The 23,741-nt window shown below is 40.7% G+C and carries 22 protein-coding genes and 1 riboswitch; of the genes, 16 read left to right on the top strand and 6 right to left on the bottom strand.

The window, feature by feature from the left end; translation table 11 throughout:
* Nucleotides 1-196 precede the first annotated feature (196 nt).
* The 8 genes from MKZ10_RS04590 to MKZ10_RS04625 all read left to right on the top strand — a co-directional run bounded on the left by MKZ10_RS04590 (nucleotide 197) and on the right by MKZ10_RS04625 (nucleotide 6,353).
* On the top strand, nucleotides 197-583 hold the full coding sequence (locus MKZ10_RS04590; protein WP_342508292.1) for a hypothetical protein: 387 nt from the start codon (nucleotides 197-199) through the stop codon (nucleotides 581-583).
* A gap of 124 nt (nucleotides 584-707) precedes the next feature.
* Nucleotides 708-881, top strand: coding sequence for a hypothetical protein (locus MKZ10_RS04595; RefSeq protein WP_342508294.1), 174 nt, complete (start codon nucleotides 708-710; stop codon nucleotides 879-881).
* 198 nt (nucleotides 882-1,079) lie between these two features.
* Nucleotides 1,080-1,727 carry a hypothetical protein gene (locus tag MKZ10_RS04600; protein WP_342508296.1) on the top strand — a complete coding sequence of 216 codons (648 nt, stop codon included), beginning with the start codon at nucleotides 1,080-1,082 and terminating at the stop codon, nucleotides 1,725-1,727.
* A gap of 232 nt (nucleotides 1,728-1,959) precedes the next feature.
* On the top strand, nucleotides 1,960-3,267 hold the full coding sequence (locus MKZ10_RS04605; protein WP_342508297.1) for a hypothetical protein: 1,308 nt from the start codon (nucleotides 1,960-1,962) through the stop codon (nucleotides 3,265-3,267).
* A complete protein-coding gene (locus MKZ10_RS04610; protein ID WP_342508299.1) occupies nucleotides 3,268-3,417 on the top strand; it encodes a hypothetical protein in 150 nt (49 codons plus the stop codon).
* Between the two features lie 79 nt (nucleotides 3,418-3,496).
* Nucleotides 3,497-3,655 carry a hypothetical protein gene (locus MKZ10_RS04615; RefSeq protein WP_342508301.1) on the top strand — a complete coding sequence of 53 codons (159 nt, stop codon included), beginning with the start codon at nucleotides 3,497-3,499 and terminating at the stop codon, nucleotides 3,653-3,655.
* A gap of 533 nt (nucleotides 3,656-4,188) precedes the next feature.
* Nucleotides 4,189-5,484: a diguanylate cyclase gene (locus MKZ10_RS04620; RefSeq protein ID WP_342508303.1), complete on the top strand. Its 1,296-nt coding sequence runs from the start codon at nucleotides 4,189-4,191 to the stop codon at nucleotides 5,482-5,484.
* 383 nt (nucleotides 5,485-5,867) lie between these two features.
* On the top strand, nucleotides 5,868-6,353 hold the full coding sequence (locus MKZ10_RS04625; RefSeq protein WP_342508305.1) for an amidase domain-containing protein: 486 nt from the start codon (nucleotides 5,868-5,870) through the stop codon (nucleotides 6,351-6,353).
* Between the two features lie 264 nt (nucleotides 6,354-6,617).
* Here MKZ10_RS04625 and MKZ10_RS04630 read toward each other — a convergent pair whose 3' ends face one another.
* The gene (locus MKZ10_RS04630) at nucleotides 6,618-7,463 is read right to left on the bottom strand and encodes a DegV family protein (protein WP_342508307.1); all 846 of its coding nucleotides are present in this window, start codon (nucleotides 7,461-7,463) and stop codon (nucleotides 6,618-6,620) included.
* Between the two features lie 215 nt (nucleotides 7,464-7,678).
* On the bottom strand, nucleotides 7,679-9,076 hold the full coding sequence (locus MKZ10_RS04635; protein ID WP_342508309.1) for a dipeptidase: 1,398 nt from the start codon (nucleotides 9,074-9,076) through the stop codon (nucleotides 7,679-7,681).
* A 151-nt stretch (nucleotides 9,077-9,227) separates the two neighbouring features.
* Between MKZ10_RS04635 and MKZ10_RS04640 the strand changes: the two genes are divergently transcribed.
* The gene (locus MKZ10_RS04640) at nucleotides 9,228-10,460 is read left to right on the top strand and encodes a CNNM domain-containing protein (RefSeq protein WP_342508311.1); all 1,233 of its coding nucleotides are present in this window, start codon (nucleotides 9,228-9,230) and stop codon (nucleotides 10,458-10,460) included.
* A gap of 172 nt (nucleotides 10,461-10,632) precedes the next feature.
* Complete coding sequence (locus MKZ10_RS04645) at nucleotides 10,633-11,178, top strand: RNA polymerase sigma factor (RefSeq protein ID WP_342508313.1); 546 nt, start codon at nucleotides 10,633-10,635, stop codon at nucleotides 11,176-11,178.
* A gap of 271 nt (nucleotides 11,179-11,449) precedes the next feature.
* Here MKZ10_RS04645 and MKZ10_RS04650 read toward each other — a convergent pair whose 3' ends face one another.
* Complete coding sequence (locus MKZ10_RS04650; protein ID WP_342508315.1) at nucleotides 11,450-11,635, bottom strand: SE1832 family protein; 186 nt, start codon at nucleotides 11,633-11,635, stop codon at nucleotides 11,450-11,452.
* Between the two features lie 24 nt (nucleotides 11,636-11,659).
* Entirely contained in the window at nucleotides 11,660-12,727 is a 1,068-nt protein-coding gene (locus MKZ10_RS04655; RefSeq protein ID WP_342508317.1) for a CMP-N-acetylneuraminic acid synthetase, read from the bottom strand.
* Between the two features lie 237 nt (nucleotides 12,728-12,964).
* Here MKZ10_RS04655 and MKZ10_RS04660 point away from each other — a divergent pair, with 237 nt between their 5' ends.
* Both MKZ10_RS04660 and MKZ10_RS04665 read left to right on the top strand, forming a co-directional pair.
* On the top strand, nucleotides 12,965-14,890 hold the full coding sequence (locus MKZ10_RS04660) for a sodium:proton antiporter (RefSeq protein ID WP_342508319.1): 1,926 nt from the start codon (nucleotides 12,965-12,967) through the stop codon (nucleotides 14,888-14,890).
* Nucleotides 14,891-14,988: 98 nt separating this feature from the next.
* Nucleotides 14,989-15,555 (top strand): NAD(P)H-dependent oxidoreductase, encoded by a 567-nt coding sequence (locus MKZ10_RS04665; RefSeq protein ID WP_342508321.1) that lies wholly within the window; start codon nucleotides 14,989-14,991, stop codon nucleotides 15,553-15,555.
* Nucleotides 15,556-15,630: 75 nt separating this feature from the next.
* Here MKZ10_RS04665 and MKZ10_RS04670 read toward each other — a convergent pair whose 3' ends face one another.
* Together MKZ10_RS04670 and MKZ10_RS04675 are read right to left on the bottom strand one after the other, a co-directional pair.
* Nucleotides 15,631-15,753, bottom strand: coding sequence for a hypothetical protein (locus MKZ10_RS04670; protein WP_342508323.1), 123 nt, complete (start codon nucleotides 15,751-15,753; stop codon nucleotides 15,631-15,633).
* A 16-nt stretch (nucleotides 15,754-15,769) separates the two neighbouring features.
* The gene (locus MKZ10_RS04675; protein WP_342508325.1) at nucleotides 15,770-17,032 is read right to left on the bottom strand and encodes a helix-turn-helix domain-containing protein; all 1,263 of its coding nucleotides are present in this window, start codon (nucleotides 17,030-17,032) and stop codon (nucleotides 15,770-15,772) included.
* 549 nt (nucleotides 17,033-17,581) lie between these two features.
* Between MKZ10_RS04675 and MKZ10_RS04680 the strand changes: the two genes are divergently transcribed.
* From MKZ10_RS04680 to MKZ10_RS04695, 4 genes are all read left to right on the top strand, one after another.
* Nucleotides 17,582-19,747, top strand: coding sequence for a DNA topoisomerase III (locus MKZ10_RS04680; RefSeq protein ID WP_342508327.1), 2,166 nt, complete (start codon nucleotides 17,582-17,584; stop codon nucleotides 19,745-19,747).
* Nucleotides 19,748-19,914: 167 nt separating this feature from the next.
* Nucleotides 19,915-20,119, top strand: a riboswitch (cobalamin riboswitch).
* A 178-nt stretch (nucleotides 20,120-20,297) separates the two neighbouring features.
* A complete protein-coding gene (locus tag MKZ10_RS04685; protein ID WP_342508329.1) occupies nucleotides 20,298-21,296 on the top strand; it encodes an ABC transporter substrate-binding protein in 999 nt (332 codons plus the stop codon).
* A complete protein-coding gene (locus tag MKZ10_RS04690) occupies nucleotides 21,259-22,329 on the top strand; it encodes an iron ABC transporter permease (RefSeq protein WP_342508331.1) in 1,071 nt (356 codons plus the stop codon). The genes MKZ10_RS04685 and MKZ10_RS04690 overlap by 38 nt, the downstream gene beginning before the upstream one ends.
* A complete protein-coding gene (locus tag MKZ10_RS04695) occupies nucleotides 22,326-23,735 on the top strand; it encodes an ATP-binding cassette domain-containing protein (RefSeq protein WP_342508333.1) in 1,410 nt (469 codons plus the stop codon). The genes MKZ10_RS04690 and MKZ10_RS04695 overlap by 4 nt, the downstream gene beginning before the upstream one ends.
* Nucleotides 23,736-23,741 lie beyond the last annotated feature (6 nt).

A 23,741-nucleotide genomic window follows, 5' to 3' on the forward strand; every position in this document is an offset into this window, starting at 1 on the left:
AATAATAGAATACCTCAAATCACACGGTGTGGAACTAAGCACATCGACAGTTAGTAGGTTGATCCGTGAAGAGGAAATGCCGTTCAAACGCATCGACACACAAATCCTTTTGTTCGACTTAGACAAGATTGATAAGTGGATTGTTGGTGATGATTATCAATAATCAGTAGAAGGAGTAGAATGGGGTGATTATAAAATGACTGAAGAAAACATACGTAAAGAAATGGAACAGTTAGGTATCAGCGAAGAGACCGTGAATAGTATGAAACGTCTATTCTTGAAAATGTCAGTACCGAGGTTCATTGAGGAAAAACGGAAAGAAGAAGAAAGAGAAAGGTTGGCTTTGGATTATGCTGATAATCAGCTTGAAGCTAAAAGGTTGCCTATGCGACGTATAAGAGGCGTGAAGTCACTTGTGGAATATCTTGAATCCATTGACTGCCCAATATCGGAATCTACTATATATCGACTAGTGAGGGTCAAAACAATTCCGTTTAGGAGACCATCCCCACAGGTTCTAATATTTGATTTAGATGACATTGATTATTGGTTGAGTTCTGACTATGAGGAAGCAAGTCAATGATCTCTATACGTACTAAGAGAGAGAGGCACGAATTCTTTTTAAGAACTTCGGCACCGCGTATAGCTACTAAGATGGAGCAAGAACAGCGAGAGCAGGAAGAAGGTAAGAAAAGGGAGGAGTAATCATGCGAAGGGTACGCGGAACAAAAGCGCTAGTCGAATACCTGGTATCTATCGGTTGTCCAATGTCGGAAGCTACAATTTATAAGCTGTTACGTGAGAAGCGCATTCCGGCAATCCGTCCAGCGATCGTATCTTACTTTTTGACCTGGATGCAATTGATCGATGGCTTACTGTAGACGAAAGTGAGGTGTAAAACTACTTGTGGGGGCCGCGTGTTATCAATATGAGATTGCCCTATTATTGTAGATTGGTATAATAGAGCTTATTATTTGAACTGTACTAAAATATTGGATTGTGAGGCATCGAGGTAAGATCAAGTGGATGCGGAGGGAAGAGGGTGAGGAGTTCTGAAGTTACAATATTGGATAATAAATTTGTTTTTACTTGTATTTGTAATGGTAGATATTTTTCTTGGGGAGACAAGCGGTAAAGGTGTTAAAGTACAAATAATTAGTTACGTAATACTCTTTGTTGGGACTAACGCTATTGTTATTATTGTTCAGTTTTTAGTTACTAAGTTATTGGATAAATTATTCATTTGGATTGATAAAAGGAAAATGGATAAATATTCATTGTATGAATGGTCAGGAGAGCCTATCTGGTTAGAGTTTCATGAGCAACTGTCATCTATTAAAGAATTTAATCCTAAAAATTTAAGTGAAAACTATGAGAAAATCAAGGAAGAAATAAAAAAGTCATTTAATAATCGTAAACAGCTTAATGCATTTAAAATATATTTAGAGGTCAAATGTGAAAGTACTAGGTTGAATAGCCTGTTAAATTCGACACAAGCAATCTTTGTAGCACTGATTACATTTTCTTTAGTAACAATAGTGAATTTTACAGAATTGACTCAGATGAAAAGCATATTTTTCATAGTTGTTTTTGTAGTTGTATGGTTTGGCCTGCTGATGGTTATTGATTTTGTAAGTAAACAAATAGATCGGAATAAGGTTCTTCTAAAGTTAGTATCCGAGTGTTTAGAAGAGAAAGAGTCTAAAAGAAAAAACAAAAAAAGATAAAAGTCCTCCCGTCCAACCAAAGGACAACGATTGATTGCAGCACTGCGACGTGTCATTTGTCATATTCAGTGCGATATAACTTGATTGATAAAACAGTAAAGCAAAAAGCGTCTACTCTTAATTGAGTTGGCGCCTTTTTTATTATCTAAAATGTCGAATATAATTAAAGGTATTTCTCTTTAATTGTAGAATACTCAGATATATATAATTATATTAATGGGGGAGTTCTTATATGACTGCTGAAATATGTCTAATAAATAAAATGGGAATTGCCCTGGCTGCCGATAGTGCAGTTACGATTGGTGGCGGAAATAAGATTTACAATAGCGCTAATAAATTATTTGCGCTATCAAAATACCAGCCTGTTGGTGTAATGATTTATGGAAATGCAAATTTCTTACGAGTGCCTTGGGAAACGATTATAAAATTATATAGAGAAAAATTAGGGAAGAAGGAGTTTGAAAGACTCGAAGAATACTATAATGATTTTAAATCTTTTTTAGAAGAGAATGAATATGAAGAGTTGACATCAACTAAAGAAGAAGAAAGGTATAACCTGGCAGTAATAGAGCAAATACTTTCTAATCAATACGACGATTTGATGCGTACAGTTAAAAGTTTTCTTGATGAACATTCCGAGATTCTTCAAGAAAACCTTCATGATATTACAGCAGATTTATTTAAAGAAAGAATTAAAAAAGTTTTAAGAGTGCTAGATAATCGGGATTACATCGGGGAATTTTCGAGTCAACAACATAAATTTCTATCGGAGAAATATGATGATCATATAATACATATAATTGAACATTACTTTAATGAGATAAATGTTTATAGCGAGCAATATGAGGACTTAAAAGAAATTGTAAAACAGTTGTTACTAAAAGAGTTTTCAAAACACTCATCAGGCTTAGTAATTGCTGGCTTTGGTAGGAAGGATATATATCCTGTTATGATTGCCCATACATTTGATGGGAAAATAGCAAATATGATAAAAGTATCAAAAACCGCCCAATCAGAAATAGGAGAAAAATCAGATGCAGGAATTTACCCTTTTGCCCAAAGTGAAATGGTACACTCTTTTCTGGAGGGGATAGATCCAGAAATGAAGAGTCTCTCAGATAATTATCTCCATCAAACGTTTCACGAGATATCAGATATCTTTATCAATCAACTTGAGGATGCATTAAAAGAAGGAATAAATAAAGAAGACTTGGAATTGAGTATTAAAAGCGAATTTATTAAAGTTTTTGAAAGATATAACGAAACAATTGAAGGCTTCCAAAAAAGAGAGTTTACGGACCCTACTTTAGCAATAGTTCGCAGTCTTCCTAAGGGGGAACTTGCAGAGATGGCTGAGTCATTGGTTAATTTAACTTCATTTCGGAGAAAGGCGTCAGGAAGTTTAGAGACGGTTGGTGGACCGATTGACGTCGCAGTTATCACTAAAGGCGATGGACTTGTTTGGATAAAAAGAAAGTATTATTTTGATCCGGATAGAAATCAACATTTTTATACAAACTACTTCGAGGAGGAGATTTAAATGAAGGAATTATTAAAGTTGTCGATGATGTCAAAGTTCGGTAAAAAAGAAAGCATTGCAGATATGAAAGTTAAAGAAAAAGAAAATGTGAAAGAATTGGGTGCTTCTATGGCTAAGGAATCAATGATGAAAGTGCTTGTGAAAATTTAGTTGATAAAGCATCTCTCACGAGGTGCTTTTTTATTTATCTAATCAATCGAAGATAATATTAATAAGGAGGAAATAGGATATGAAAAAGAAATACACGTTTCGGCATTTTATGATTGTGGACGGAAAACGGGTAGAAATCGATCCAACGAAAGTTAGCAGAATAGCCGACGGATGCAAGTTGTTATGGGCTAATATCTCGACAGGAAAAGAACATGTACTTGTGAAAAAAGGAAAATGATGCAGATTTAGGAAATAATAGTTAGGCGTGGTAAATAAAGTTTGTGACAGACAAAAAAACACCTCTATATCAGAGATGCCGAACATCCCTATTTAATTGCCCTTGCCCTATTTTAAGTACAATCATTGAATCGTATTCAAACCTAATTTTTTAACCAACCGTAGTCAAACCCGTATTCACTGGAAAATAAAAACGCTTGTAACCCCTTGTAACCCCTTGTAACCCCTTGTAACCCCTTGTAACCCCTTGTAACCCCTTGTAACCCCTTGTAACCCCTTGTAACCCCTTGTAAAGCTTGCTATTATTGGACTTTAGGGTGGGGTTGGTTCGAGCCCGGTATGCTCCATATGAAATAATTAAAAGTATCCATTAGGATACTTTTTTTGATTGGAAAGCGGAAATGAATCTTGTTCAGTTTTTAGACTAATGTTCTAGTATGAAATCCCTATAATAAATGGTATATTTAATTGATGTGAAATTTTCAAAAAACTCATAACTGCTTGTTAAGAAGGGAAATAGGGGTGTTCTGTGATATGGTATTACCTTTTGATACTACTTTAATGGAAGTGCTCGCTGATATGGTATTTATCGCGAAGGTTGAAAAAAATTCAATGTTTACCTATGCTTATTTCAATCATCTGGCACTTAGTCATGCCAATGTAGATCAAGCTGCGATTGGTAAAACCTTTGGTGAAGTGCATGATACAGAGCTTAGTGCATGCTTGGATTATCAATATGGCAAAGTACTACAAACTAAAAAAGTAGTAATCTATGAAGATTCCTATTTGTCGCCTTCGGGGATCCGTCAGTATTCGCATACTCGATTGACGCCTTTATTTGACAAGATAGGTAAACTTACCTATATTATGGGCGTTGTACAAAATATTACGAATGAAAAAATTGCACAGATTGAAAGTGAAAACTCATGGAGTGAGCTCGTTCAAAGCGAAAAACAATTTCGAATCATTGCAGAAAATGCACAGGATGTTATTGTGTTGATCAATGACCAGTATGAGTATACGTATGTCTCACCTTCGAGTCAGGAGGTTTTTGGATTTGGCTCGCAGGATTATATTGGAAAGCCAGCGCTTTGGCCTATACATCCTGATGATGTGGAACGATTAACGAAAACATTTATAAAAGCGAAGCTAAATACCAAAACCTACAGTTTGCGTGTAAGGATCACACATAAAGTCGACGGTTGGCTATGGTCGGAGTTGAAGGCGAGTCCTGTGTATGATAAGTGGAATAATTTTAAACATATGGTAGTAATTATTCGCGATGTGACGATGCAAAAAAAGAACGAGGACAAGCTGGAGTACTTTGCAAATCATGACTTTTTGACAGACTTGCCCAATCGTCGCCTACTTACCAATCGTTTGTCAGTTGAATTGAATCAATTTCGAGAAGAAGGGAATGGGTTTGCAGTTTATTTGCTTGATATCGACAGTTTTAAAAGCATCAACGATCAATTTGGTCATGATGTCGGTGATTCTGTCATTCAGGAATTTGGCAGGAGATTATCTGTCGGCGCAAGTCCAGATTCGATAGTAGCACGCCTTGGTGGCGATGAGTTTGTTCTATTATCGCCGCATGTCGAGACTGAAGCATTTGCGCGAGAAAATGCAATAGCCATTCAATCTGAGATGATGAAAGCACCGTGGCCGATGATGAAGCATGCGGAGCTGAATGTAACGACTAGCATTGGGGTTGCGCTCGTTGCATCAACGAATGCAACAGTGACCTCGGTTTTGAAAGATGTAGATGATGCAATGTATGAAGCGAAAAAGTCAGGGAAGAACTGTTTCCATATTGTCCATTCTGAGTGAGTACCTGGTCTAATCAGGTACTTTATCTGATTTCAGCAAATGCTTTTGTACTGAAAGCGAAGCGTCAGCTACAGAAAACCCCCACTTCCTTAAGTGGCAGGATGAATGTGATGCTTTTACTGTTCAGTGGGGGTTCAACCCCGGCTGAACTCAGATAAAGCCTCCGGCGGATGTCAGGGATTTTGAAAGGAGTAAAGGAAGGCAGTCTAAGTTCGCGACGTCCTGTCGCGGTGACTGCATGACCTACATCCTGTAGGCCTCAAGCTCAATTCAAAATCCCGACGCAATTACGCCAAGGCGTAATTGATTATCTGAACTCAAACAATCATCTATGTATGCCCTCCTCCCGTCATTCATAAAATGACAGGAGGAGGGATTTTACTATGTACGACAGGGAAGCTGCTGTCCGTTATGCAAACGAATGGTGGAACGGTCGTAATCCGGCGTTTCCATCATTTGACGTGGATTGTACCAATTTTATATCTCAATGCTTGTTAGCAGGTGGTGCGCCCATGCATGGTTATCCAAATAGAGAACGAGGCTGGTGGCTGCAAAGGGGGACATGGAGCTTTAGCTGGTCAGTTGCTCATTCACTGCGCTGGTATTTAGCTACCTCGAAACAAGGACTGACGGCCACGCAAGTATCATCAGCCGAACAGTTGGGGCTAGGCGATGTCATTGCCTATGACTTTGAAGGTGATGGTCGCTACGATCACTCTACCATTGTCACAAGCAAAGTAGGCTCTGTTCCGTTTGTCAATGCACATACATTCGACGCGCAGCATCGCCTGTGGGACTATAAAGATTCTTATATGTTCTCACCCAACGCCAAGTACATCTTTTTCAAAATCGACGATCAATTTTCATAACAAAAGGCAGTCTGTCTCATATAGACGGACTGCCTTTATCTGAATTCCGCAAATGTATTTATACTGAAAGTGAAGCTTTTGCTAGAGAAGACCCCGCTTCAACAAGTGGAGGAATGAATGCGAAAAGCTTTTCGTTCAGTGGGAGTCCTAATACCTGCTGAATTCAGATAAAGCCTCCGGCGGATGTCACGGATTTTTTAGGGTAGCTTTTCGAGCAAGCTCGAAAAAATCCGGACGCAATCACGCCGAGGCGTGATTGATCAATCAATCAAACCACAAAACAGCAAGCGTACCCTCTCCCGCATGAACAGCCAAAACAGAACTAATATCCCCGATCTTAACATCTAAATCGGGTACTTGCTCGGTGATTAGATTTTTTAAGTGGGTAGCTTGATCTAAGACATTACCATGCATAAGATAAACACTCTTTTTGTTCGTATGTTTGCTAGCGACTACTTTATCGACCAAATATTGTAGCGCCTTTTTCTCGGAACGTACTTTATCAATCGCCAGCAATTCGCCTTCACTCGAAATTTGAACAATCGGTTTTACCTTTAACAAGCTGCCAAGGAAAAATTGCACACCACTCATCCTACCACCTTTATATAATTGGTCTAGCTGGCCGATCAAAATGAAGTTCTGCAACGTCCCTGCCATTTTTTCGAGCTCAGCTTTAATGTCTGAGACGCTTGCTCCGTTATCATACAGTTCCATGCCTCTTTCGATTAACCCTGTAATTCCATAGGATAGGGCCATGGAGTCGATAAAGGTTACAGGAAATTCAGCAAGTTCAGCCCCGGCAGTCGATGAGGTGAGTGTACCACTTAATTTGCTCGATACATGAATGGCGATGGCTTGTTCATACTGCTCTGCAATCACTTTAAAACGCTCGGAAAACTCGCCAGCGGAAGGCTGAGACGTTTTTGGAAAATCTTCTGCATTTTTTATTTTAGCGTATAATTGTTCAGGATTTAGGTCGACACCATCGACAAACTGTTTTTCACCGAAATGTATATTCAAAGGAACTGAAAAAAAGTCAGGATGTTGTTTGAGTTCCTCAGAAACATAGGCAGTGCTGTCTACAATCCATGCAAGCGGTTTTTTATTCATAAAATAAATCAATCCTTATCACTAATTTTTTGATTGTTATTACTATACCATGAAAAGTAATCGAAATGTATTCTGATAGTTGACAGTAGAGTGACACTCGGAGGATGTAGCGGCAAACGAAAGACAGAGTACATGTGAATTCTCTCGGTTATCATAGCATGAATGCAAAATGTAACAAAAAACCGGACTCCCTTAACGAGAATCCGGCATCGTGTTTATTTCTTCAATTCATCCTTCGAAAAGTTAGCAATTTCATAATAATAATCACCGATGACGCGTAGTCCTTGATCGAAGTTTTCTAAATGGAAATGCTCATTAGGGGCATGGAAGTTTTCCGATGCAAGCCCAAAGCCCATTAGGACAACAGGTAGCTGTAAGATTTCATCGAAAGCCGCAACAATCGGAATCGATCCGCCACCACGGATATATGCAGTCGGCACATGATACACTTTTTCATACGAGCGACCCGCAGCTTGAATAGCGGGGTGGTCAAACGGTGTAATGAACGGCTTTCCTTTGTCGAACTCACTCACTGTCACCGTTACACCTGCCGGTTTATGCTGTTCGATATGCGCTTTCAACTTGTCAATGATGTCGTCTGGATCTTGGTCTGGAACGAGGCGACAAGTGATTTTTGCGCCAGCTTCTGCGGGCAATACAGTTTTAATACCTTCGCCTGAAAATCCACCGAATACGCCATTCACTTCAAGTGTTGGACGGGTCCAAGTACGCTCCAAATGGGTAAATCCTTTTTCTCCGAACAACTCTGTTACGCCGATCTCTTCTTTCAATGCGTCTTCATTGAAACCTAGCGCTTTGTAAGCCTCGCGTTCCTCGTCGGCCAGTGGACGAACTTGGTCGTAAAACCCTTCAATCGCAATCGTTCCCTCTTTATCGCGGAACGAGGCCAATACCTCTGCTAGTGCATGAATCGGATTGGCTACGCCACCGCCATACAAGCCAGAATGCAAATCACTTTTCGCGCCTTGCACATCGATTTGTACACCGCATAATCCGCGCAAACCATAACAAACCGCGGGGTGTCCCGGACCTTGCATACCCGTATCCGAAATAACAATGATGTCGGCCGCCAACTTGTCCTTATTCGCTTTAATATATTTCTCTAAATTGGGACTGCCGACCTCTTCTTCTCCCTCGATGAAAAACTTAACGTTAACCGGTAAGCTGCCTGTCTTCTGCATCAGCGCTTCAACCGCTTTCACATGCATGAACACTTGTCCCTTATCATCACTCGCACCGCGAGCAAATAATTTATTATCCCGCACCTCAGGTTCAAATGGAGCGCTTTCCCATAGATGTAACGGGTCAACGGGCTGTACATCGTAATGACCATAAACTAAAATCGTCGGTTTATCCTCTGCATGAAGCCAATCACCATACACAACCGGATGCCCATCCGTTTCGTCAATCGACAAATTTTCGAGCCCCGCTTTTTCGAACGAATCCTTTAGCCACTCTGCCGCCTTTTGCATATCACCCTTATGTTCGGATAAAGAGCTGATACTTGGAATACGAAGGAATTCCTTTAGTTGTTCAAGGTGTTCATCTCGCTGCTCTGTAAAATAACCGTCAAGTGTCTCTAAGTGTGTCAATGCAATCCCTCTTTTCGAAATAATATCGCTAATAGAAATAGTATAGCAGAACAGGCAGAAATAGAGGAAGTAAGTCGGACGTAAATATGAATATTATGGTATGCTATCTTAACTAGCTAATAATCGGAAACTAATATTGGAGGAAGCGCTTTTGTTTATTGCACTAGGATTCTTTTTATTCATGTCGTTTTTCCTATCTGGAAGTGAAACGGCGCTCACAGCAGTGAACAGGATGAAGGTCCAGTTTCGCGCAGATCAGGGAGATGGGCAAGCAATTCGGCTACAGCAACTGATTTCGAAACCGGACCGTATGATTACAGCCATTTTAATCGGTAATAATATTGCCAATATTATGATGCCGACAATCGTGACGATGATTGCCATTGACAAAGGTTTGAGTGTCGGTATTTGGACAGGGGTCCTAACGGTCATTATTATCGTTTTTGGTGAAGTGCTGCCGAAAACCATTGCTGCGACATTTGCTGACAATGTTGCTTATATCGTTGCACCGCCAATCACGCTATTCGTAAAAGTTCTAACACCACTGACTGCTACTCTGTCTTTATTCACAAATATTTTCATTCGCATCATTTCGAAGGGTGCTGTGACGGAAGCGAAGCTGACGAAGGATGATGTAAAGTCGATGGTGGACATTGCTTCTATAGAGGGAACGTTTAAACAGGAGGAGTCAGATCGTTTGAAGGAAGTGCTCGATTTTCCTGGAAAGGATGTATCTGATGTCCTTGAAACGCATCGAACGGACATTGTCGGCATATCAATACAGGCAACATATGAAGAAGTGCGGGGAACAATATTAGAACATTTCTATACACGCTATCCAGTATATGAAGACAATATGGATACAATTGTGGGTATGTTTTATTCCAAAATGTTCATTGAATGGTCTATGAATCCTGATAAACAACTAGGTGAGCTAATTGACCGCAATCCACTATATGTTGTGCAGTCTGCCAGTGTCGAGAAAGTGTTCAAGCTGATGCTTGCAAAGAAAAAACATATGGCAATTGTGTTGGACGAATATGGCGGGACGCTTGGTATTGTGACACATGAAGATATTATCGAAGAGATGATTGGTCAGGATATTGAGGATGAAACGGATATTGATGAAGAAGTATTAGTCTATGAACAAACGGTGAATAAGTTAGTTTGTCATGGACGGCTCGAGATTATTGAAGCGATGGAGCTGCTCGGTATCGAATTGCCGACCGATCATGATACGCTCGGTGGGTTGGTTTTACAAGAGTTGGGCCATGTACCTGAGCCGGGTGAGCGATTCACATATGGCCATCTGCTTTTTGAAATCGAGAAAATGGAACGAAGTCGAATTATCCGAATGACGATTACAATTCGGGAAGATGAATAAAATAGGAATCCCTGTCGCTAGCTCATTATCTAGTTACAGGGATTTTCTTGTAGATACGCAATGTTCACCTAGCCTTACAAGTTTGTAAGTAAACTGAAAGAGAATACAATGGTTTGAAATGTTGAGATTGGCGATAATAGGGACAACAGATAGAAGACGGAGGCGTTACCCTATGAAAATAAATCTTAACGAGTTGTATGAAGAATATGGTCGATACATATATCATCTATGCCTTAAATTAACACGTAATAAAGAAGAGGCAGAGGATCTGATGCAGGATGTCTGGTTGAAGGTTGTTCGCTATAGCGAGCGAATGGACAGTGTCGATCATATGAAAGCATGGCTGACGACAATTTGCATGAATACGTTCCGCGATCGTTATCGCAAAGATGTGAGAAGAAGTAAGCATGTTCTGAATCAACCAGATACACTCGATGTGCCAATTCTTGATCTTGTACCGAGTGATAGTTTAACACCGGCGGAAATGCTGGAGCAAAATGATATTCAATCACTTGTTCAACAAAAAATCGGTGAGCTCGACGCTATTTATAGAAAAACCATCGAGTATTTCTATGTCCATCAATATTCGCTTATTGAAATTGCTGAAGCGATGAAAGTATCCATTGGAACGGTAAAGTCCCGTTTATTCCGCGCTAAGAAATATTTGAAAGAGCTAATGATGGAAGATAATGCAGTACGTGAATACGTGATTGCGTAAAAGCACAGCCGACTTGAGGCTGTGCTTTCTGTTTGGAGATTGTAAGGTAGCTCAGTTCTTCGAATAGGTAGCCCAGTTTCCCTGGGGTTGCATAATTCACTTATATAACAACAAAAGGCTATCCTCAGGATAGCCTTCAACTTTATTCAGCAGGATCCAAATACCTGCTGAATGAAGTTGAGCCTCCGGCGGATGTCACAGATTTTGAGAGGAGTTAATTGAGCAAGCTCAATTCAAAATCCGGACGCAAATACGCCAAGGCGTATTTGATTTATTCAAATTCCGCAAGCTGCTTATTCAATTCTGCTAATTTTTCTTCCATAGTAGCAAGACGTATCTCCGCTTTTTTGACGAAACTATTGTTCCCTGTCGATTCTAGTTTCTCAATATCACCTTGTAGATTGATATAATCCATTTTAAGTTCAACAATCGCATTTTCTACTTGCCGTTTATTCATAGGGAAACACCTCGCAATTTTCCCCTAGTGTAGCATATTTAACGTTTCTTTTCCTGCGGGTCGCTTCGGGTACTCGAGGTAGTAGCGAATTGCTTCGCAGACGGCATCCTTACCATCACCAATGCCGAGCGCAGTTTGTCGTGCAATGGCTTTTTTTCGTAGTGGTTCGTGTAGCAGTGGTTCCATGACAGCGTTTAGCAAGCTGGATTGTTTTATTTTCCGACCGAGACCAAGATGAATGAACCCATGCTGTTCTTTCGGAAAAGCGAGTCCAAGCTCAAAATCATTTTGTGCCAGAACGACGCAAGGAATACCCATCACCGCTACCTCATAGGGCATATAACCGGAAGCGCATAGAACGACGTCTGCATCTGCATATATTTCGGAAAAATGATGTGGGTGCTCCACTATAATTGTGTTACGTCTGCCAAGGGCCATCATGCGTAGTGTGCTTGTATCATGTGCATACTGTTTACCGATGATAACAGTCACTTTCAGAGGAATTTGGAGCTGCATCATATGACGCAGGGCACGATACGTCAAATTACCAGCATCTTCATCGCCGAATGAAATCACGAGATGAGGGAGAGGACCCGGTCTTTCTTTCCGAAGCCCGATTTGTTTCAGTGAAACGATCTCATCATCAGCCATGTAGCTCTCGATTCCAACGACATAATGGTCAGGCACTTTATCATTGGAGTCAGCATACAATGTTTGGAATACAAGGTCAGCCGAATTACCACCGTCACCGAAATCATCGAAATGGATGATGGAAGGGACGAGCTCCCGAATTTGTTCTACTTCCTCGCGGAAAGTGGAGCCGCTATCGCGAATTAAAAGGTCGGGTTTCATTGCTGTAATTGCTTGTAAAAAGGCTGTGCTGTTCGCGATTGATAGTGTTCTAAATCCATCGGGAGCTGAAGGTGAGTCTGCTCCGCATAAAAATATGATATCTGCTTCATCAGCCAAATTATGTGCAATCATAGCTGCCCTGCGTGCTGGGTATGTCCCTTTTCCTTCTGATTGGGAGAGGTAGATAGCGATTCTTTTCTTTTCTTGTCCGTCTATTGGAATCACCCTTTCATGCAACATTGATAAACCCATCCCTCTACGGTATGTTATGGGAATCGTACATATGCGTATTCAGTAATGAATCCTCGACAATCTATCTAAATCAGGTGGATTGAAACAGCCTTTATGGTAAACTAACATTATTTAAATTTATTCAACGGGATTAAACCCCACCAAATGAATGAAAAGCCTCTGGTGGACGCCATAAAGTTCGAATGTAATTACGCGGAGGTATAATTGAAGGGTAGGGTGATGCTAATGTTTGATTCACTATTGTTTGATTTAATGCTAGTTGTGCTCATAGGGATATTATCGCAATGGGTGGCATGGCGGTTCCGGATGCCGGCAATTGTTGTGATGTCAGTAGCGGGGTTATTGGTAGGGCCAATCTTTGGTTTGATTAACCCGCAAGAGAGTATGGGGGAGCTTTTTAGTCCGATTATTACGTTCGCGGTCGCGATTATTTTGTTCGAGGGCAGTTTGAATCTCGATTTTAAAGAAATTAGAGGGTTTAGTAAACCAGTTGCGCGTATTGTTACAGTCGGTGCATTCATTGCGTGGATTGCGGGGTCTCTTGCAGCGCATTATTTAGCGGGTCTATCATGGGCAGTTGCTTTTATTATTGGTGGTTTGTTTATTGTGACGGGTCCGACTGTTATTTTGCCGTTACTAAGGCAGGCGAAGCTGAAGCCGCGCCCGGCAGCCATTTTGAAATGGGAAGGGATTGTTGTCGATCCATTCGGTGCGCTTCTAGCGGTATTTGCTTTCGAGTTCATTAAATTTTTGAACAAGGAAGCGACATTGACGGCGTTGCTGTTATTCTTTGCCGCATCTGCTTTTGCAGTTGTTTTGGGGTGGGGTGTTGCGCGCATCGTTGGCAATGCATTTGAAAAAGGTGGCATCCCTGAATTTTTAAAAGCGCCAGTACTTTTTGCACTCGTCATTTTCACCTTCGTTTTTGCAGATGAAATTATGCATGAAACCGGGCTGCTTGCAGTTACGGCAATGGGGATGACGATGGCCAATATGCGTTTGACGACGTTGAATGACATCCGTCATTTTAAGGAAAATATATCTGTTCTGCTGATTTCGGGGATTTTTGTCATGTTGACGGCATCACTTAATCCAAAAGTGCTAATTGAAATTTTTAATCCACATATCATTTTGTATGTCTTAGCAATGCTGTTTATTGTGAGACCATTGTCGATTTGGATTTCAACAATGGGGACAGAGCTGAATAATCGTGAAAAGCATCTCATTGGATGGATTGCTCCACGGGGGATTGTTGCCCTTACGGTATCCGGCTATTTTGCGACAATTCTACTTGAAAATGGCTATAAGGATGCCGAACTATTAACAGCCTTAACGTTCGCGCTTGTATTCTCGACGGTTGTCCTGCATGGTTTCACAATTGGTTTTCTGGCCAAAAAGTTAAATCTTACGACGACGGATGAATCGGGTGTACTGATTGTAGGTGGCACTCGTTTTGCAGCTGAACTGGCACAATCGGTAAAAGACACGGGAAATGAAGTGTTACTAATCGACCAATCATGGGCAGGCTTGTCATATGCTAGGAAACTGGGATTGAACAGTTTTGTGGGAGATATTCTTTCTGAACAAGTCGAATACCATATCGATTTAACGCCGTATCGCTACATTCTTGCGATGACGAAAGCTGATATATATAATGCACATATTTGTGCGGATTTTGCGCCGGATATTGGAGGTGACTATTTATTCCAGACTGCATTTCAGGTGGATAATGATGTGGAGTCGTTTACAATTACTGGGGGTCAAATGCTGTTTTCACCTGCCATTTCAATCTATGAGTTGGAAGAGCGGATGAGTGCAGGGCATGTTATTCGAAAAACATTACTGACCAAGCAGTACAGCTACACACAATACTTACGCGAACGGGATGATAAATCAATCCTTCTTTATATTCTTAGGGCAGACGGTATGATTGAATTTTTCACGCCGGAAATTGAACGCAAGGCTTCCGCGGGCGATGCTGTAATTTCCCTAACCTCCCCCGCGAAAATAATTGAACGCGTAAAAGAAAGACTTGAGGAAGAAAACGGGGAAATGACGATTCGGTATGAGGAGATAGAAGAACAGTTTATGGGAGAGGACAGAATGGGGAAACCGATGATTCCAGGTGAAGCACCTCTTTCAGCAAAATGAGTTCCAATAAGAAGTGGTTGTCTGAGCCGATGTATGGGTCGGCAACCATTATTTTTGGTACGATGGAGTAGGATTATTAGTTATTAGGAGGATTGTCATTGAAAGTTTTGTTTGTGGACGGGACCATTATCGGTAGCAAAACAGGTGCTGTTCTCGAAACGGTCAAAGGTTATATTGAAGAAACGGGTTGCGGCTATGAATTAGAGTACTTAAATTTTGCAGATTATACGCATCAAATTGTCGATGGTCGCCCTTTGGCTGAATATAACGATGATATGCAAAGGCTCGTTAAAAAATTTGAAGATGCAGATGGCTATATATTGGCATCGCCGATATTCCAGGGGTCGATTCCAGGTGTGTTGAAAAATGCGTTCGACATGCTACATCCGCACACGATGCGCTACAAACCCGTATCTATCGTTGCAAATGGCGGTACATATCAACATCATCTCGTTGTCGAAAACCAGCTAAAGCCCATTTTAGACTACTTCCGTTGCCTCGTAACTCCGAACTACGTCTACACGCATATGAGCCATTTCGATAAAGACAACACGATTATCGATGATGATGTGCATAATCGTTTGCGAGAGCTTGCAAGAGTTTTCGTGAAATATGCTGAAATGAGTCAAGGTTTATCAAAAGATGTATTAGATGAAGAAAAATAAGATATGAATAAACCCCGCTCTCACACTGAGTAGAAAATAGTGTGAGAGCGGGGTTTTGGTTTGCGCGAGTAGTGCTTACATCCAATCAGGTGCTACTGCGTGAGGAAGCCCAACCTCCTCTTCATCAGCAATATTAGTGTTGGGTCCATTAGCAACAAGCCCGATTAACAATAGCATAACAATAAAAAGTTTTTTCATTTTAAAACATCTCCCTTTAACTATTTTTTGTAGCAAGTAAACATAATTTAGTAAGCTCATAGGCTTTTTTATATTGTTTCTTTTGGGCATAATACTCCGCTAACTCCACTGAAATATCTTTTAAAGACTTCCATTTCTTATTTTCGAAATAATAGTCAACGCACTCTTGTATCAATTTTACATAATCGGAGTCGCGGCTTTGTAATAAACATAGTTGACCTTCAATAACTTGTAAATGTATTTTATCTAGCGTAGATTTACAAACATCTCGTGCTGATTCAATGACATTTAGTATCGTTTCAGTATCACCAATTTTAAGTAAGATAGTAAGTTTAGCTCGATAAGAAATAAATAGAGCACCGGGATTGTGGCTTTGCTTTAATAAAAGACATTTTTGGATTAACTCTAGTGCTTCATCGTACTGTTTTCTCACTGTATAGATAAGTGTAAGATTGTGTAAAAGTTTTAAATAAATTTCCCCGGGCTCATTATTTAAAATATGTAAACCTTTATGAATATAAAATTCTGCAAGCTCCAGATTATTTATTGATTTATAAAGTACAGCCATTAGATTATAGCAGTCGGCTGTCTTGTACCAATCATGTAAATCCAAGTATAACCTCTTTGACTCTTTAACAAATTCCAATGCAGAAGCATAATGGTGAAGACGGAAATTAGCCAATGCGATATTAAAATTAAGTCGTGCCTCAATCAGGGGATTTTCATTTGATTTTAAAACGTTAATAAAAAATGGGATACAAGGCTGATACTCAGCCTTCATATAATAGTATAATCCTGAAATATAATTATATAATTCTTGAATATGAGGGCTTAGATTATGTAATGTATCTTGGTCTACGTAAGGTGCAATTTTTTCTGTATAGCATTGCCCGAAGGCTTTAAGTTCTCTAGTTTTAAAAAGATTAAAGCAACGTAATAATTTAAAATGTAATTCCTGATGTAATGACTGAATATATGTGAAGCTTTTCTCATGGGCTTCACGAAAAGACAATGCCTCTTCCAAACGATCTTCATTCAAAATACTCTCATATTTCTTCAATAGAATTGCAAACTTTTTATCCTTCACATGTCCATTGGTTAAGTAGGCTGAAGGTACGGACAATCGCTTTGCTAATAATAGCAATATGTCCTCTGAAGGTGCAAAATGACCACCCTCAATATTACTGTAATGAGGGGCAGATGTGATCCCATGACTTAATGTAGCCTGTGTCATACCTTTTAAGTTGCGTAGCTCTTTCAATCTTGTACCGATATGCAAAGGAACACTCCTACTTTCTTCGATAAATCGGAGGAAGAAAAACAGGGATAAATTATTAACTTTAGTTCTAAATATTCCCTATAATTATCATAATATAGGTGTAATACGACCTAGTCAAGAGGAAAGAGAAAAGAAACAGGGTGGTGTACCTACGCATTTTATGAATAAAACAGGCTTAAATTGTTGTTTTTTATCGAACCTTTGTATTTTGACAAAGGTTGTCTTGATTTAGGGTCTTTAAATGAAGGAAATCAGCATAATATATAATATTTTTTTGTAATATTTAATCTGCTATAATTATGCTATATTAAGGGTGTTGTACAACAAGCTATAAGTTAGGTCAGTTATGTAGGAAAACCCACTGAATGAAGAAATATGAGTTGAGAGGGTGATGTTACTACTTATTATTCAATAATAATGTCTGCATGAGCCTTCCAGTGTTCGCTAACGGGAGGGCTTATGCTTTTTGTCGTTTGACAGAAGGTCCGGTGACGAGCAAATAACCTGGTTTTCCTATATAATTGTCATAGGAAGAAAGGGGATTTACCGATGTCTAAATCACTTATATTAGCTGAAAAGCCGTCCGTAGCACGCGATATTGCGCGGGTGCTCGGCTGCAATAAAAAAGGAAATGGATTTCTTGAGGGAAGCAATTATATTGTTACATGGGCGCTAGGCCATCTTGTAACACATGCAGATCCAGAAGGGTATGGCAATGAATTTAAGGAGTGGAAGCTCGAGCATTTACCAATTATTCCAGAGCCTTTTAAGCTTGTGCCGATTCGTCAAACGTCGAAGCAATTTAATGCGGTAAAAGCACAGTTGAAGCGTAATGATGTTAAAGATGTCATTATTGCAACGGATGCGGGACGTGAAGGAGAGCTTGTGGCACGCTGGATTTTGGAGCAGGCGAAAGTTCGTAAGCCTGTGAAACGGTTGTGGATTTCTTCGGTTACGGATAAAGCAATTAAAGATGGCTTTAATAATTTGAAAGACGGTCGTGCTTATGAAAACTTGTATGAGGCGGCGGTTGCCCGTGCGGAAGCGGACTGGGTGGTCGGCATTAATGCGACGCGCGCACTGACGGTGAAATACAATGCCCAATTATCGACAGGACGCGTACAGACACCGACGCTTGCCATGATTGCGGAGCGTGAGAAGCAGATTCGTGATTTTAAGCCGAAATCATTTTATGGGTTGCAGGCACTAACAGAAACTGCGAAATTTACCTGGCATGATAAAGCGGGCCAAACGCAATCATTCGACAAGGAAACGGTTGAGAAGTTGATGGGCAAGTTGGATGGGGTTCATGCAGGAAAGGTAACAGACGTAAAAATGACGCCTAAGTCCCAACCCGCACCGCATTTATTTGATTTAACGGAGCTGCAAAAAGAAGCACATCGTCGGTGGTCATGGTCTGCGAAAGAGACGCTATCAACGTTACAAAATTTATATGAGCGCCATAAAGCCGTAACGTACCCGCGTACGGATTCGAAGCATTTGACATCGGATATGGAGAGTACGCTGAAAGAGCGTATTAAAGCTGTGGATATTGGGCCATATCGCAAAGCGGTTAACACGCTACTGCGTTCAGGAGCGGTTAAACCACAGAAGGGTGTTATCGACGATAAGCGTGTGTCGGATCACCATGCAATCATTCCGACAGAGGAAACGCCAATTCTACAAAATTTATCAGATAAAGAACAGCGTCTCTATGATTTAATTGTTAAACGCTTTCTGGCCGTGTTCTTTGGTTCGTTCCGTTTTGATCAGGTCACAGCGGAATTTGCAGTTGGTGGAGAAATGTTCAAGGCAAAGGGCCGCACGATTACAGATGAAGGTTGGAAAAAGGTTTATTCGACGGATGAGGAAGAAGTCGATACAGATACACTTCCTTCATTTAAAAAAGGTGATGAGGTGAGTATTCGTGCCATTGTGATGACGGATGGAAAAACGAAACCACCTGCTCGTTTTAACGAAGGAACATTGCTTGCGGCGATGGAAAATCCTGCACAGTTTATGCAAGGTGAATCTAAAGAGCTGATCAAGACGATTGGTGAAACGGGCGGACTGGGAACAGTTGCGACACGTGCGGATGTCATTGAACGATTATTCAATTCGTTTGTGATGGAGAAAAAGGGTAACGATATTTACACGACGTCAAAAGGACGTCAGCTGCTTGAACTTGTTCCGGAGGATTTAAAATCACCGGCATTGACGGCAGAGTGGGAGCAAGGGCTGACGAAAATCGCCAACGGTCAGATGAAAAAAGCTGCCTTCATGAAGGATATGATTGCTTTTTCGAAGCGTACTGTAACAGAAATTAAAACGGATGACAAAAAGTTCAAGCATGATAACGTCACGGGGAAAACATGTCCAGATTGTGGAAAACTTTTACTAGAAGTCAATGGCAAGCGTGGCAAAATGCTTGTTTGTCAGGATCGTGATTGCGGTCATCGTAAAAATGTATCGACATTAACGAACGCAAGATGCCCAGTTTGTAAAAAGAAATTGGAATTGCGTGGGGAAGGCGATGGCAGGATTTTCGTCTGCAAATGTGGTCATCGTGAAAAGCTGTCGGCATTCGAAAAACGCCGTGCAAACTCGGGTGGCAAGAAAGCTGATAAACGCGACGTTCAAAAATACATGAATAAGCAGGAAGAACCAGAAGATACAGCAATGGCAGATGCGCTGAAAAAATTATTTGAAAAATAAATAGCGTTACGAATGATAAAAATGGGTGTTCTTTCAGTTGTAAATCGACTGGAGAGCACCTCTTTAAAATGAAAAGTAAGGAGCTAAGTGTATGAATACTTTTGAAACGTAGTTTACTTACCGCCAAATCTTCTATATACTTGGTACGGAATACATAACATTAAAAAAAGAATAATTGAGAAATAGGTTTTTTGAATGGTTGAAAAATAACTGTTTAAAACGAAGAGGGAAGTTGGTGTGAATCCAACACGATCCCGTCACTGTAAGCGTTTATGGCGACTAAAGAAAATCCACTGTGCATATTGCATGGGAAGGAATTAGTTTGCCGATGAGACGTAAGTCAGGAGACCTGCCTATTTTGATTTTAAGCTTCCTCGAGGAAGGGATGTTTAAAGTGTTTTATCATCTTATTTGGGTATGGCTTCATGATGGAGTTTTCCCAGATGAATCTCTTTTTTTGTTGTAAGAGATTTGTTGATAACGCTTTTCTCTGTGCGCCTTCTTCTAAAGAAGAGCGCTTTTTTTGATGTCAAAAAGAGGAGAGATTATATTGAAGGATTTATTTCAAAGATGGGTTTTTTTAAGTTTTGTGTTTGTTTTTATGCTTGCTATTTTGACAGCGTGTGGCACAGATAATGGTTCGACTGGTACAGTGCAAGGTGAGGGTACTGATGAAGGGGCAGCTAAGGTTACTGGAGAAGTCATCGAAGCGTTTCCAGTTACCATTACGGACGATGCAGGCCGAGAAGTGACAATAGAGAGCGAACCACAATCGATTGTGTCGATTCAAACGAGCAATACAGAAATTTTGTATGCACTTGGTGTAGGCGAACGCATGATAGGTGTTTCCGATTACTGTAACTATCCCGAAGAAGCGTTAAGCGTACAAAAAGTGGGTGGCCAGGATATGGATGCGGAGCTTATTCTTTCGCTCTTACCTGATATTGTTTTTGTCACGACGTACCATCACGATACGCATGGCAATATTCTGAAGCAATATGAGGAAGCAGGCATTACAGTCGTTGTGACGGGCAGTGCTTCAACTTTTGATGATGTTTATAAAACGATGGGTATGATTGCGCAGGCAACGGGAACGTCTGAAAAAGCAGATGAAATCATTGACGACATGAAAGACCGACGTGCAGCAGTTGAAGACAAAGTAAAAGGGATTACAGATAAAAAGAAAGTATGGGTAGAAGTTGCCCCTGCTCCAGACATTTTTACAACAGGGCAAAATACATTCATGCATGAAATGTTGGAAGCAATTAACGCAACAAATGCTGCTGAAGATCAAGATGGTTGGGTGAAGATGACAGAAGAAGAGATTGTACAGTTGAACCCGGATGTCATTATTACGACATATGGTTACTATATTGACAATCCAGCTGAACAAGTTTTAGCACGCGATGGTTGGGCAGAAGTAACTGCGATAAAAAATGAACAAGTATTTGATGTAGATAGTGATACGGTCACTCGCCCAGGACCTCGTTTGATTGAAGGAGTAGAGACGCTTGCAAAGATCATTTATCCGGAAGTTTTTGGGGAGTAAGATTGGCTGGCTTTACTTACTAAGTATTGGGTTTGTGCTGTGTACGCTGTTACTTGGTCTATTCATCAGCAGCGTACAGTTTCCGATCATGACTATTTTGCATATTGTGTTGGATAAATCATTTGGTATTGGTTGGCTTGAAAATATTCCGCGTAATGAAGAGTTGATCATTTGGAATATTCGACTGCCACGGGTTTTACTGGCCCTTTGTGTCGGCGCTTCGCTTTCGTTAGCGGGTGCCGCATTTCAAGGGCTTTTACGTAACCCGTTAGCGGATCCCTATACAATCGGTGTTTCGTCAGGTGCTGCCTTAGGGGCGGTATTTGTTCTATTTTTTCAATTCACGATTATTGGTCTTGGGAGTTTTACATTACCAGTCGTCTCAATTGTTAGTGGATTTATTACGCTTATGATTGTTTTTGGATTAGTTCGTTTGAGCAGCAGGAGTCTTGCGATTGAAACGATTGTCTTGGCAGGAATTATCGTTGGCTCATTTATCGGTTCAATTACATCACTGCTCATTTCCTTAGGTGATAAGGATTCGATGACGCAAATTATGTATTGGCTTTATGGCAGTGTAGGGATGAGAGGATGGAGCCACGTTCAGCTTGTTGTGCCATTTATGATTATTGGGACGATTATTTTACTCATGCATTATCGTGAATTGAATGCGCTTGCACTTGGTGAGGAAGCGGCAGATCATATTGGTGTCAATGTTAAAAGAGGTAAAACCATGATTTTGATTGGTGCCTCATTGTTGACGGGGGCAGCGGTAGCGGTGTCGGGTTCAATCGGGTTTGTTGGTCTTGTTATCCCACATCTAGTTCGTTTACTGACAGGGCCGAATCACCGACATCTTCTGCCATTGTCGATGTTGTTCGGAGGTTCTTTTCTTATATTGGCAGATTTGTTGGCCAGGACAATTATTGCGCCGAGGGAATTGCCAATTGGTGTCATCACCGCATTGATTGGCGCGCCTGTTTTTGCTTTTCTGCTGATTAGGGAAAGAATCGGAAGAGGTGAACGAGGATGATTAAAGTCGATCGACTCGCAGGCGGCTATGGGAAGAAACCAATTGTCAAAGACATTAGTTTAGACATAAAACAAGGAGAGTTTTTTGCATTACTTGGCCCGAACGGTAGTGGAAAGACGACCCTTTTTAAATTAATTACAGGGCAATTGCCCGTCATTTCAGGTGATATTTTCATTGATGGGAAAGCGATGTCGAAATTAACGAAGTTGGAGAAGGCGAAAAAAGTAGCAGTACTTTCTCAGGAAGTTCAAATGACGTTCGATTACACTGTCGAGGAAATCATTAGCCTTGGACGATATCCGCACCAAAAGGGCATGTTGAAAACGTTATCGGCCTATGATCGTGAAGTGATTGATGCGGTGATGGAGATTTCTAAAGTCGAACGTTATCGCAAGACGCAATTTCGCTTGTTGAGCGGGGGAGAAAAACAACGGGTTTTGTTGGCAAAAGCATTGGCACAGGAGCCTGAGATTTTACTATTGGATGAACCGACAAACCACCTGGATATTAAGCATACTTTTCAAATGTTGGATTTGCTGAAAGAGTGGCAACAGACGAAGGGATTGACCATATTTGCGATTTTGCATGATTTGAACGTGGCATCGCTGTATGCAGACCGGGTTGCGCTGCTTTACGAAGGTTCATTTTTAGAGGTTGGTGACGTGAATACGTTACGTAAGGAAGAGCAGTTGAAAAAAGTGTATGAAGTTGAAGTTAAGACGCAAGCACACCCGCTTGTTCCGAAACCTCAGCTTCATTTGACGCCAACCCATTCATACAGTGCAGACCCGACGCCGTTGTTAGATAGCTTTCAAGTCGAACGAAATGAAAGTTCGGTTCATCTACGCTTCGAACAACCTTTACGCACGCTATCAAATGCGGATGTAGGAGAAGGAGTGCAGTGGTTGCAGCATTTTTGTTTAGTAGCCAGCCATTCAGTCGGTGAAAAATCGCCGTCTGCATGGTTGGGTAATTATGGTATTCCGTCTGAGCAAGCAGCGGCTATTGCAACGACTGGGAATATAGAGGATGTTGTTCTGATCGAGCAACGACTGATGGGTATTCAACTAATGATTGTGGTAGCGATTGAAGTGGATGTTCATAAGTATAAAAGCTTGGATGGTGTTCATCTACTATTGTTTGTAGATGGACATTTACAAGACAAAGCGTTGTTTGATTGTTATATGACAGTTATAGAGGCGAAGGTGAAAGTTTGTCAGCAGCTAAACCTGCAATCGGTTCATTCGGCAAGAGATGTGGTAGTCATTGCTGCCAACCAGCAGGAAAATCAACTAGGTCATCGCGAATACAAAGATGACATGCGAAAAGGTATTGAACAGCTTATTACGACAGCTATGATAGAGGCGATAGAGAAGAAGTTTATTAAGAACGGTATCATGTTGTAATGGTTA

This window comes from Sporosarcina sp. FSL K6-2383 (assembly GCF_038618305.1).
Classification (GTDB): Bacteria; Bacillota; Bacilli; order Bacillales_A; family Planococcaceae; genus Sporosarcina.

What these genes read in the sequence shown, in the direction of transcription:
- MKZ10_RS04590 (WP_342508292.1), top strand. Translation starts at nt 197, where the DNA reads ATGACTGAAGAAAACATACGTAAAGAAATGGAACAGTTAGGTATCAGC.
- MKZ10_RS04595 (WP_342508294.1), top strand. Translation starts at nt 708, where the DNA reads ATGCGAAGGGTACGCGGAACAAAAGCGCTAGTCGAATACCTGGTATCT.
- MKZ10_RS04605 (WP_342508297.1), top strand. Translation starts at nt 1,960, where the DNA reads ATGACTGCTGAAATATGTCTAATAAATAAAATGGGAATTGCCCTGGCT.
- MKZ10_RS04610 (WP_342508299.1), top strand. Translation starts at nt 3,268, where the DNA reads ATGAAGGAATTATTAAAGTTGTCGATGATGTCAAAGTTCGGTAAAAAA.
- MKZ10_RS04615 (WP_342508301.1), top strand. Translation starts at nt 3,497, where the DNA reads ATGAAAAAGAAATACACGTTTCGGCATTTTATGATTGTGGACGGAAAA.
- MKZ10_RS04620 (WP_342508303.1), top strand. Translation starts at nt 4,189, where the DNA reads ATGGTATTACCTTTTGATACTACTTTAATGGAAGTGCTCGCTGATATG.
- MKZ10_RS04625 (WP_342508305.1), top strand. Translation starts at nt 5,868, where the DNA reads ATGTACGACAGGGAAGCTGCTGTCCGTTATGCAAACGAATGGTGGAAC.
- MKZ10_RS04630 (WP_342508307.1), bottom strand. Translation starts at nt 7,463, where the DNA reads ATGAATAAAAAACCGCTTGCATGGATTGTAGACAGCACTGCCTATGTT.
- MKZ10_RS04645 (WP_342508313.1), top strand. Translation starts at nt 10,633, where the DNA reads ATGAAAATAAATCTTAACGAGTTGTATGAAGAATATGGTCGATACATA.
- MKZ10_RS04650 (WP_342508315.1), bottom strand. Translation starts at nt 11,635, where the DNA reads ATGAATAAACGGCAAGTAGAAAATGCGATTGTTGAACTTAAAATGGAT.
- MKZ10_RS04655 (WP_342508317.1), bottom strand. Translation starts at nt 12,727, where the DNA reads ATGTTGCATGAAAGGGTGATTCCAATAGACGGACAAGAAAAGAAAAGA.
- MKZ10_RS04660 (WP_342508319.1), top strand. Translation starts at nt 12,965, where the DNA reads ATGTTTGATTCACTATTGTTTGATTTAATGCTAGTTGTGCTCATAGGG.
- MKZ10_RS04670 (WP_342508323.1), bottom strand. Translation starts at nt 15,753, where the DNA reads ATGAAAAAACTTTTTATTGTTATGCTATTGTTAATCGGGCTTGTTGCT.
- MKZ10_RS04680 (WP_342508327.1), top strand. Translation starts at nt 17,582, where the DNA reads ATGTCTAAATCACTTATATTAGCTGAAAAGCCGTCCGTAGCACGCGAT.
- MKZ10_RS04695 (WP_342508333.1), top strand. Translation starts at nt 22,326, where the DNA reads ATGATTAAAGTCGATCGACTCGCAGGCGGCTATGGGAAGAAACCAATT.